Raw genomic sequence first — 10,056 nt, 5'->3', positions numbered from 1 at the left:
TATTTGGCTTTCGCCAAGCACTTACACCTATCGGTTATTCGTTCTGTTAAAGAGCAGTGCCTTCGCTGCGACTGCCGCCGGAACCTGTTTCGTTCGGCTGGTTTCGTTCGCTGCGTCAGCTGAGGAGACGAACTATACCTGCGCCCTCACCCTCGGTCAACAGGTTTTTTGAGAAAAATGCAGGTTTCCAATAATAAACTCCATAAACGATTGATTTTCAACACTATCGACTTGAAGGATTTTTTGGCATGAGGGCAGGAATGTTGCGAAAACCGCTGGCAAAGCCTGAGTAGGCGCCCAGATAACTTTCAAAAACCACTCCAAATTTGATGAATTTTCTGCCAGAGCAGCTGGGAGACAGTTTTTGAGATGGTCATTTTGTGACGATGTCATTTCGTGATAGGATCAAATGCCCTCACCCCCAAGGAGCGCGCCATGAATATCTCTCTAAAGCACCGATTACGTGGCCTGCCTCCTGGTTTCCATCTCTTGATGCTCAGCGATGTGCTGAGCGGCCTGGCCATGGGCGCCGGCTATGTCAGCATCAGCTGGTGGGTGGTAAGCGTGGGCGGCGCGCATGATATGGCCTGGTTCAGCGCGCTGACCGCGCTGGTGATGCTGGTGGCGCTGCCGCTGACCGCCCCCTTGGGCGACCGCTTCCCCAAGAATCGCGTCATCGCCTGCGGCATCGCGCTGGCCATGTTGTCCGGCCTGGCCTTGGCGACGATGGCCTGGTTCAATTTCTATCGCCTGGCTTGGGTGGTGGCCAGCGAGTCTCTCTCGATGTTCGCTTGGGCCCTGGTCATTCCATCCATGTTGAGTATCGCCTCCGAGCTGGTGCCGGCAGGCAGACTGTCCGATGCCTTGTCGCTGCAGAAAAGCTCCCAGTCCGTCGGCAACCTGATCGGGCCCGTGGTGGGCGGCAGCCTGATGGCGCTCACGCCAGCCTGGCTGGCGCTGGGCAGCTACGCGGCATTATTGGCCATCGCCGCACTTGGCGCGCTGCGCATCCAGATCCCGCCGCGCAACCGCGAGCACATCCAGGCGGAAAGCTTCATCGACCAGATTCGCGTCGGCCTGCGCATACGTTGGCGCATCCCGCTGGAGCGCAATTGGGCGCTGTGGGGCTTATTAATGATGACAGCCTATATTCCGATGGTGGTGACGCTGCTACCGATCAAGCTGCACCAGTTGGGTTTGCCGGCGTTCTGGCTGGGCGCTTGCGAAGCGGCCGCCAGCGGCGGCTTGCTGGTCGGCTCGCTGTGGTTCACTCACCGCTTGCTGCAATACTGTAGCCGGCCGCGCGCCCGCGCCTTCGCCATGTGGGCCCTGGCGGCGGTGTTCCTGGTGGTGGCGCTGACCGATCATCCGTATCTGATGCTGACGATGTTCGGCATCGAAGGCGTGCTGCTGTCGATCACCATGCTGATCGGCCAGACGCACCGCACACTGGCGGTGCCGGAAGCCTATCGCGCGCGCGTGTCCGCCATCAATGTGCTGGTGGCCAAGCTGGGAGGCATGCTGGGGCCGGCGCTGGCCGGTATTCTGTTATCGCGCTGGTCGCTGGATGCGGTCTATCTGTTCTTCGCCGTGTTCCATATGGTGACGGTGCCGCCGATGCTGCGCCTGCCCGGGGTCAACCGTTTCCTCAGCCTGAATCACGAAGAAGTGAAGGAGTGGTATTTGCGCCAACACCCGGAGGCGTTCGAACCTATCGCCACCGCCAGCAGCAAGTTGAATCAATCCATATAAAAGGAAAACGGCGACCATGAAGGTCGCCGCTCTCTCTATCTATATATATGTGATGAGGCGGACCGCAGTCCGCCTCTCTTCATTACAGCACGTAGCGCGCCAGATCCTCGCGCTCGGCCACTTCGCCCAGCTTGTTGTCGACATAGTCGCCGTCGATCTTGCACGGGCCGGACTTGGCGTCGAAGGCCACTTCTTCCAGCAGCTTCTCCATCACCGTGTACAGGCGGCGGGCGCCGATGTTCTCGGTCTTCTCGTTGACCTGCCAGGCAATCTCCGCCAGGCGCTGGATGCCGGATTCGACAAACTCCAGTTCCACGCCCTCGGTGGCTAGCAATGCCTGGTACTGGCGGGTCAGGCAGGCGTTGGTGCTGGTCAGGATGGCCTTGAAGTCGTCCACCGACAGCGACGACAGTTCGACGCGGATAGGCAGACGGCCCTGCAGTTCCGGAATCAGGTCGGACGGCTTGGACAGCTGGAAGGCACCGGAGGCGATGAACAGGATGTGGTCGGTCTTCACCATGCCGTACTTGGTGGACACCGTGGTGCCTTCCACCAGCGGCAGCAGGTCGCGCTGCACGCCGGCGCGGGACACGTCGGCGCCGCTATGGCCTTCGCCGCGGCTGGTGACCTTGTCGATCTCGTCGATGAACACGATACCGTTCTGCTCGACGTTCTTCAGCGCCTCAGCCTTCAGCTCTTCCTCATTGACCAGCTTGGCCGCCTCTTCATCGATCAGCTGCTTGAAAGCGTCGGCCACCTTCATCTTGGCGGTTTGCTTCTTGCCGGCGCCGAGGCCCTGGAACATGCCTTGCAGCTGGCTGGCGAAGTCTTCCATGCCCGGCGGCGCCATCACATTCATCTGCGCCACCGGCGCGGCGATTTCCAGTTCGATCTCTTTATCGTCGAACTTGCCTTCGCGCAGCATCTTGCGGAATTTCTGGCGAGTGGCGCCGTCTTCCTGCTTTTCCACAGCCACCGGCTCTTCGGCGAAGAAGCCGGACGGTTTGCGGGCCGGCGGCAACAGCACGTCCAGGATGCGCTCCTCGGCGGCATCCTCGGCGCGCACGCGGTTGCGCTTGATCGCGGCTTCGCGCGTGTCCTTGATCGCCACGTCCACCAGGTCGCGGATGATGGTGTCCACATCGCGGCCGACATAGCCGACCTCGGTGAACTTGGTGGCTTCCACCTTGATGAAGGGGGCACCGGACAGCTTGGCCAGGCGGCGGGCGATCTCGGTCTTGCCCACGCCGGTGGGGCCGATCATCAGGATGTTCTTCGGGGTAATCTCGCTGCGCAGCGGCTCTGCCACCTGCTGGCGGCGCCAGCGGTTGCGCAGCGCGATGGCGACGGCGCGCTTGGCCTTGTGCTGGCCGATGATGTGCTGGTCCAGTTCGTGGACGATTTCCTGCGGGGTCATTTGCGTCATGACGTTCTCCGCCCGGCCGGCATGGCCGGGTCTTGCATTCTGGATTAGGCCGCGTCGTCCGGGCCCAGGGTTTCGATCAGGTGGTTGTGGTTGGTGTAGATGCAGATGTCGCCGGCGATCTCCAGCGATTTCTTCACCACCACTTCTGGCGCGAGATCAGTGTTCTCGAACAGCGCGCGCGCGGCGGACTGGGCGAAGGCGCCGCCGGAACCGATGGCGGCGATGCCCTGCTCCGGTTCCAGCACGTCGCCGTTGCCGGTGATGATCAGGGTGTGATCCTTGTCGGCGACAATCAGCATCGCCTCCAGCCGGCGCAACATGCGGTCGGTGCGCCAATCCTTGGCCAGCTCGACCGCCGACACCAGCAGGTTGCCCTGGTGCTTCTGCAGCTTGGCCTCGAAGCGCTCGATCAGGGTGAAGGCATCGGCGGTGCCGCCGGCAAAACCCGCCAGCACCTTGCCGCCGTGCAGCTTGCGTATCTTGCGCGCGGTAGCCTTGATCACGATATTGCCCAGGGTCACTTGCCCGTCCCCGCCCAGCGCCACGCGCTCGCCGCGACGGACGGAAACGATAGTGGTTCCGTCGAACTGCTGCATGTTTGGATTCCAGTAGATGATGGCCGGCGAGCTGCCGGCCTTTGTCCACAATATGCAGGCGATTGTACCGATTGCAAGCATCGGCAAGCCTTCAGAATCGGCTCACCGTAGAAAATGAGAATAGTTTGCGTTATCATCGACAACATGAAGTCGGCCCCTAATCTGCAATTATTCACCCTGGGCGGCGTACTGGCGGCGCACGTACTGGCGCTGTGGCTGTTGAATCAGCAGCATGCCAGCCAAGCGCCCATCACGCCGCCGCGCCTGGCGCGGATGGACATGATTGCGCTAGCGCCGCCCAGCCGGCCCGCGGCCTCGCCCCCGGCAACGCCCCAGCCATCCCAGCCATCCCAGCCATCCCGGCCACGCCAGGCCGAAGCCAAGCCGGCTCCGGCCAAGCCCGCGCCCAAAACGCCGCCGGTGCAAACCAGCAAGATGTCCAGCGAGACGCCTGCGCCGGCCCAAGCCATCAGCGCGCCTGCGACCGCGGCAGCAAGCGACGCGCCGAAGTCCGATGGCCAAACCGTCAGCGCAGGCAAGTCGCAAGCGATCACCGAGCCGCTGGCGCGCGGCGGCTATCTGAACAACCCGGCGCCGGCCTATCCCTCGCAATCGCAGGAGGACGGCGAAGCCGGCACCGTGCGCTTGCGCGTCCATGTCAGCGCCCAGGGCTTGCCGTTGGACGTGTCGGTGCAGGACAGCAGCGGCTTCCCTCGGCTGGACCGCGCCGCGCTGGCCGCCGTCAAACGCTGGCGTTTCATTCCGGCCAAGCGCGGCGAAGAACCGATCGCCTACACCTTTGTCGTTCCCGTTGAATTCTCTTTGAAATCGATCCGCTCATGAACATTCTCACCGTATTCCAACAAGGGGACGCCGTATTGATCACGGTGTTCATGCTCCTGATCCTGATGTCGGTGCTGACCTGGTACCTGATCATCGTGCGCGGCGCGCAGACCTGGCGCCTGCGCCGCGCCAACCGCGAGGCGGAAAGCCTGCTGTGGGGCGCGCCGAACTGGCAGCAGGCGGAAGACAGCCTGCGCCATAGCCAGTCGCAGTTCGCCAATCTGGCGCGCGCCGGCATCGATTCGCTGAAGCAATACCAGAGCCAGGCCGGGCGCGCGCTGGGCCAGGCCTGCGGCGTGGACGAGTTCCTGACCCGCGCCATCCGCAAAGTGCTGGCGCAGGAAAACGCCCGCCAGGAAGCCGGCCTGACCGTGCTGGCCTCGATCGGCTCCACCGCGCCGTTCATCGGCCTGTTCGGCACGGTCTGGGGCATCTACCACGCGCTGGTCAATATCGGCCACGCCGGCCAGATGAGCATAGGCGCGGTAGCCGGTCCGATCGGCGAGGCGCTGGTGGCCACCGCCGCCGGCCTGGCCGCCGCCATCCCGGCGGTGCTGGCCTACAATGCGCTGACCCGCGCCCAGCGCGTGATGTCGCAGGAGCTGGACTACTTCGCCCACGACCTGCACTCACAGCTGCTGACCCAGTCCGGAGACGGCCATGGCGTTCGGTAGTTTCAACCAGGGGCCGTCCGCGCCGATGGCGGAACCCAACACCACGCCGCTGGTGGACGTGATGCTGGTGCTGCTGGTGGTGTTCATCATCACCACGCCGCTGCTGACCAACGCGGTGCAGGTCGATCTGCCGCGCGCCCAGGCCGCCGAGCATCAGGCCAAACCGGAACAGATCCGGCTGACGGTGGACGCGGCCGGCAAGCTGTACTGGAACGACCAGCCGGTGGCGGAGGCTGATCTGCCGGCCCGCTTCGCCGCCGCCTCCGCCGCCAATCCCAACGTCGAACTGCACCTGTCTGCCGATAAAGCCGTGCGCTACGAAACGGTGGCCAAGGCGCTGGCCGCCGCGCAACAGAACGGCGTCGGCAAGATAGGCTTCGTCACCGCAGCGCAATAGCTATACTGATCAGTATGGTCTGCGCCAGCCGTGCACAGCGGCGCCCTCTGGCGCCGCAACCGATGCGGCGCTGTCCTGTCCAAACCCCTGCCTACCGCGCCGGCCGCGCAGCCGCCATCACATGACACTGGCTAGCGATGCCGCCGCGTGGCAATATCCTTGTCATTTACGCAAACTCGCCTTGCCGCGCCAGCAGACGCGGCCCAACCGATGGTTTCATCAAGATGCGAATTCCTGTTTCCCGCCTCAGCCTAGCCGCCATGCTGGCCTGCGCCGGCCACGCGGCCAACGCCGCGCGGCAACCCGTCAGCGAAGCGCCGCTTGCGCTGCAGACCAGCATCGATTGCCAGCACAATGCCGACAACAGCCTGGACTGCACCACCCGCAACCAATTCACCATCCTGAAGCCGGCCGGCAAGGACTTCCTGTCGCGCATCGACTTCACCTACCCCGATACCGACCGGCTGGACGTAGTCAGCGGCGAAGTGCGCCAGCAGGACGGCCGCGTGATCAAGCTGGAAAAATCGCAGGTGGAAACCCGCGCCGCGCCGAACCCCTATGCCGGCGTCAGCCGCGACAAGCAAACCTGGCTGGCCTTCCCCGAACTGGCCGTGGGCAGCGAGGTCCGCTACGAGGTGAAGCACCACATCGCCGCGCCGCCGCTGAGCCGCGAGCTGCTCTACCGGCTGGACTTCGACCCGGAGCCGGTCCGCTACGACGCTTACCATTTCGAACTGCGCTCCCCCCGCGCGCTGCTGTGGCGCGGCGAAAGCATGGACGGCTTTCAGGTGGCGGCCGCGGCCGACGGCAAGTCCATCACCATCGACCAACAAGGCGCGCGCTATCTGAATTTCACCAATGAATGGGACAACAGCGCCATCCGCCGCTGGCCGCGGCTGAGCATCGCCACCAGCGACCAACCGCAGCAGCACTTCGGCAGCTACGCCGCGCGCTACAACGAAATCCTGGCCGCCCCGCTGCCGCCGGGCGCCGCCGCCGTGGTGGCTGCCCAGCAAGGCAAGCCGGCGGCGCAGCAAGTTGCGGCCTTCATGCAGCACATCAACAGCCACTACCGCTATCTGAACGATCAGCGGCTGGCCGAGCGCGGCCTGGTGCCGTTCACCCTGGCCGAAATCGAGCAGCATGGGTACGGCGACTGCAAAGACCTGGCCACGCTGCTGACCGCCATGCTGCGCCATGCCGGCATCGCCGCCGAGCCGGCCCTGGTGTTCCGCGGCAATTTCGCGCCGGAACCGTTGCTGCCGGGTCTGGGCACCGTCAACCACATGATCGTGCGCGCGACGGTGGACGGCAAAGTGGCCTGGCTGGATGCCACCAATCCGTTCTTTGCCCCGGACCGCATCATGCCGGACCTGCAAGAGCGCGCCACCTATCTGATAGGCAGCGACGGCAGCGTGCGCCAGGAGCGCATCCCGCGCCAGGCCCCGACCACCGATATGGTGGTCAAGCGCCATGAAGTGCTGCGCCAGGACGGCAGCGCCCTGGTCTCCAGCGTCAGCGTGATGGCGGGCTGGCCGCTGGTGGAGCTGACCATGCGCGACCGTTACCAAGGCAGCAGCAGCAGCGAGCAGAGCATTTGCCGCGGCAGCGGCAACCAGCCGCAAGGCTGCAAGGTGGAGCGTGCCGCCACCGGCTTCCTGCTGCCGGACAGCTATCCGGTCCGCATCCAGTCCGTCGACACCCGGGCCGTAGAGAAGATTTCCGGGCTGTACTTGTACGATCCGCACCTGGACAAGCGCTGGAATGATTTCGACAACTACCGCAGCAACGGCAACCAGGCCGATGTCTATCTGGGCGATCCGGAAACCATGGAGCGCACCGTCACGCTGCAGGGCGCCAAGCCGATCCAGCCGCCGTTCAGCTGCCAGGCCCGCTCCCCCTGGTTCGATCTGGACCTGAAGCAGACATCCAGCGCCAGCGGCTTGCGCTATGAATTCCGCCTGACCCGCAAAGTGCGCTGGCTGGATCATGCCGACATCGCCAGCCCGGCGTTTGCCAAACTCAGCGCGGAAGCCCGCGCCTGCGTGACCCAGGCCCGCCAGATCATCAAGCTGTAAACCAGCCATGGCGGCATGCCGCGCAAGCGCATGCCGCCGCCCGGTTTTAAATCTGCCTATTGTTCCATAAAGAACAATTGAATAAATGCTTGCCGTGCCATGCTTAGGCCATGACAATGCCCCTTTGCCCGTACTACTACAAAGGGTAAGGTTCAGAAAGAAGCGAAGCATGGAACACACTCCCATCGCCGCGGGGCGCGAAATACAGCTGGCCCCAAACGAGCTGATCGTCAGCAAGACCGATCCCAGCGGCCACATCACCTACGCCAACCGCGTCTTCATGCGGATATCCGGCTATCCCGAGCACCTGCTGCTGGGCAAGCCGCATAACATCATCCGCCACCCCGACATGCCGCGCGGCGCCTATCGCCTGATGTGGCAAACATTGCAAAGCGGCCGTGAATTCTTCGCCGTGGTCAAGAACGCCACCATAGACGGCAATTACTACTGGGTGCTGGCAAATGTGACGCCGGACTACGACCTGCGCGGCAAACTTCAGGGCTATTATTCGGTGCGCCGGCCGCCCAGCCGCAGCGCCATTGCCGCCATCGAACCCATCTATGCCGAAATGCGCAAGATCGAAGCCGCCCACGGCAAGGCAGAAGCGCCGGACGCCTCGCGCGACTGGCTGCTGGCACAGTTGCAGGAAAAAGGCTGCAGCTATCAGGACTTCATACTGAACCTGAACGCCGATGTGCTCAGAGCCAAAGGAGTCAACGGATGAGCGCCCCCCACAAGCCCACGCCTTATCTGCATTCGCGGCTGGCAACCGGCCTGATCGTCATCAATATGCTGGCCTTGCTGGCCATAGGCGGCAACTACCTGCTGTCCGGTCTGCCCCGCCACCTTGTCAACCTGCTGCTGTTTGCCGGTTCGCTAGGCCTGTCCTGGTGGCTGTGGCAGAAAGTCCAGCGCACCTTCCTGCTGCTGGACACCCTGGCCAAGCAACTTCACCTGGCCTGCAGCGGCGAGCTGCACCACCGCAGCAGCCGCACCCGCTCAATGGGCGAAGCCGGCAAGGTGGCTTGGCAGCTGAACGATTTCCTGGATCTGGTGGAAACCTATTTCAAGGAAATCAACACCTGCTTCCAGGAAATCAGCAAGGGCAACTTCAGTCGCCGCCCGTTGAGCCAGGGCCTGCCCGGCATCCTGGCCAGTTCGCTGGACAGCGTGGACAAAGCCATTCAAACCATGGCGGAAAACGACGGTTTCGTGCGGCGCAACCGCCTGTCGTCGCAACTGGCCGCCCTGGGCAATCCGCACTTGCGGCAAGACCTGTCCGGCAGCCAGAGCGACCTGTCCGCCATCAGCCAGTCCATGGACGCCGTGGCCGGCATCACCCGCGACAACGCCGCCGGCGCGCGCGAAAGCCTGAACAGCGCGAACGAGCTGTCCGGCCATTTGCAAACCATAGCCGGCAGCGTAGCCAGCATGGACACGGCCAGTCAGATGCTGGCCAAGGAATGGCATGGCATTGAAAGCTCGCTGGCCGATATTTCCGCCATTGCCGACCAGACCAATCTCTTGGCGCTGAATGCCGCCATCGAAGCCGCACGCGCCGGCGAGATGGGCCGCGGTTTCGCCGTGGTGGCCGACGAAGTGCGCAAGCTGGCCGAGCGCAGCAAGAGCACGGCGCATCAGGTGCAGGAAGTGTTGGGCTCGCTATCGGCCCGGATCGACGACATGCAGACGCAGGCCAGCGCCGCCGGCAGCGTGGCTGGCGAGGTTCAAGCTTCGGTGGAGGCGTTCCGCCAGCGTTTCTCCAGCCTGGCCGAGCAATCGGATCTGGTATTGCGCCAGGTCAGCGATGTGCAGCAGAAATCGCAAACCTCGCTGCAGAAGGTGGGCCATGTGATCTACAAGCAAAGCGCCTATCACGCCGTGGAGGAGGCGCAGGCCATGGCGCCATCGCAAGAACTCGCGCCATGGATAGACGGCGACGGCGCGGCCCTGTTCGGCACCGCAGCCGTCCAGCCCTTGCGCGCGCCGCTGCAGAATCTGCAGCAGCAAGTGGAGGCCGCGGTGGCCGCCGCGGCGCAGAGCGGTCAACTCGACGATGCCGGCATCATCAGCAAGATGCAGGCGATGGAGCAGATCAGCGTCAAACTGCAGAACGAACTGGACAAGCTGGCGGCCGGGTAAGTCCCGACCATCGGCGTCCACACAACCGGGCCTTCAGGCCCGGTTTTTTCATGTATTGGCCCAGGAGGCGCGCCATAACCTGGCCGCCCTTTCTCCGGCTGACGCTTCGCATCGCCTCGCCACAGCCCGCACTCCACGCAGCCTCCCC

The 10,056-nt window shown here is 63.8% G+C and carries 9 protein-coding genes; 7 read left to right on the top strand and 2 right to left on the bottom strand.

The genetic code is table 11. The features are described from left to right. The first annotated feature begins 435 nt into the window (after nucleotides 1-435). Nucleotides 436-1,752 carry an MFS transporter gene (locus tag JHD59_RS17965; RefSeq protein ID WP_199155240.1) on the top strand — a complete coding sequence of 439 codons (1,317 nt, stop codon included), beginning with the start codon at nucleotides 436-438 and terminating at the stop codon, nucleotides 1,750-1,752. A gap of 82 nt (nucleotides 1,753-1,834) precedes the next feature. On the opposite strand, the gene hslU is transcribed toward JHD59_RS17965, so the two are convergent. Then, complete coding sequence (gene hslU, locus JHD59_RS17960; RefSeq protein WP_103318941.1) at nucleotides 1,835-3,178, bottom strand: ATP-dependent protease ATPase subunit HslU; 1,344 nt, start codon at nucleotides 3,176-3,178, stop codon at nucleotides 1,835-1,837. 44 nt (nucleotides 3,179-3,222) lie between these two features. Beyond that, a complete protein-coding gene (gene hslV / locus JHD59_RS17955; protein ID WP_043630155.1) occupies nucleotides 3,223-3,774 on the bottom strand; it encodes an ATP-dependent protease subunit HslV in 552 nt (183 codons plus the stop codon). 144 nt (nucleotides 3,775-3,918) lie between these two features. On the opposite strand from hslV, the gene JHD59_RS17950 reads away from it, so the two are divergent. From JHD59_RS17950 to JHD59_RS23220, 6 genes are all read left to right on the top strand, one after another. After that, nucleotides 3,919-4,617 carry an energy transducer TonB gene (locus tag JHD59_RS17950; RefSeq protein ID WP_199155239.1) on the top strand — a complete coding sequence of 233 codons (699 nt, stop codon included), beginning with the start codon at nucleotides 3,919-3,921 and terminating at the stop codon, nucleotides 4,615-4,617. Beyond that, the gene (locus JHD59_RS17945) at nucleotides 4,614-5,291 is read left to right on the top strand and encodes a MotA/TolQ/ExbB proton channel family protein (protein WP_199155238.1); all 678 of its coding nucleotides are present in this window, start codon (nucleotides 4,614-4,616) and stop codon (nucleotides 5,289-5,291) included. The genes JHD59_RS17950 and JHD59_RS17945 overlap by 4 nt, the downstream gene beginning before the upstream one ends. Next, nucleotides 5,278-5,688 carry a biopolymer transporter ExbD gene (locus tag JHD59_RS17940; protein WP_199155237.1) on the top strand — a complete coding sequence of 137 codons (411 nt, stop codon included), beginning with the start codon at nucleotides 5,278-5,280 and terminating at the stop codon, nucleotides 5,686-5,688. Before JHD59_RS17945 ends, JHD59_RS17940 begins: the two co-directional genes overlap by 14 nt. Before the next feature lie 224 nt (nucleotides 5,689-5,912). Then, on the top strand, nucleotides 5,913-7,766 hold the full coding sequence (locus JHD59_RS17935) for a DUF3857 domain-containing transglutaminase family protein (protein ID WP_199155236.1): 1,854 nt from the start codon (nucleotides 5,913-5,915) through the stop codon (nucleotides 7,764-7,766). Nucleotides 7,767-7,935: 169 nt separating this feature from the next. After that, entirely contained in the window at nucleotides 7,936-8,490 is a 555-nt protein-coding gene (locus JHD59_RS17930) for a PAS domain-containing protein (RefSeq protein ID WP_103318931.1), read from the top strand. Further along, nucleotides 8,487-9,908, top strand: coding sequence for a methyl-accepting chemotaxis protein (locus JHD59_RS23220; protein ID WP_199155235.1), 1,422 nt, complete (start codon nucleotides 8,487-8,489; stop codon nucleotides 9,906-9,908). The genes JHD59_RS17930 and JHD59_RS23220 overlap by 4 nt, the downstream gene beginning before the upstream one ends. Nucleotides 9,909-10,056 lie beyond the last annotated feature (148 nt).

Origin of the sequence: Chromobacterium sp. ASV23 (assembly GCF_016428945.1) — a bacterium.
Taxonomy (GTDB): Bacteria; Pseudomonadota; Gammaproteobacteria; order Burkholderiales; family Chromobacteriaceae; genus Chromobacterium; species Chromobacterium sinusclupearum.
Note: the sequence above shows the minus strand (reverse complement) of the source record. Positions and strands in the feature narration are given on the sequence as shown.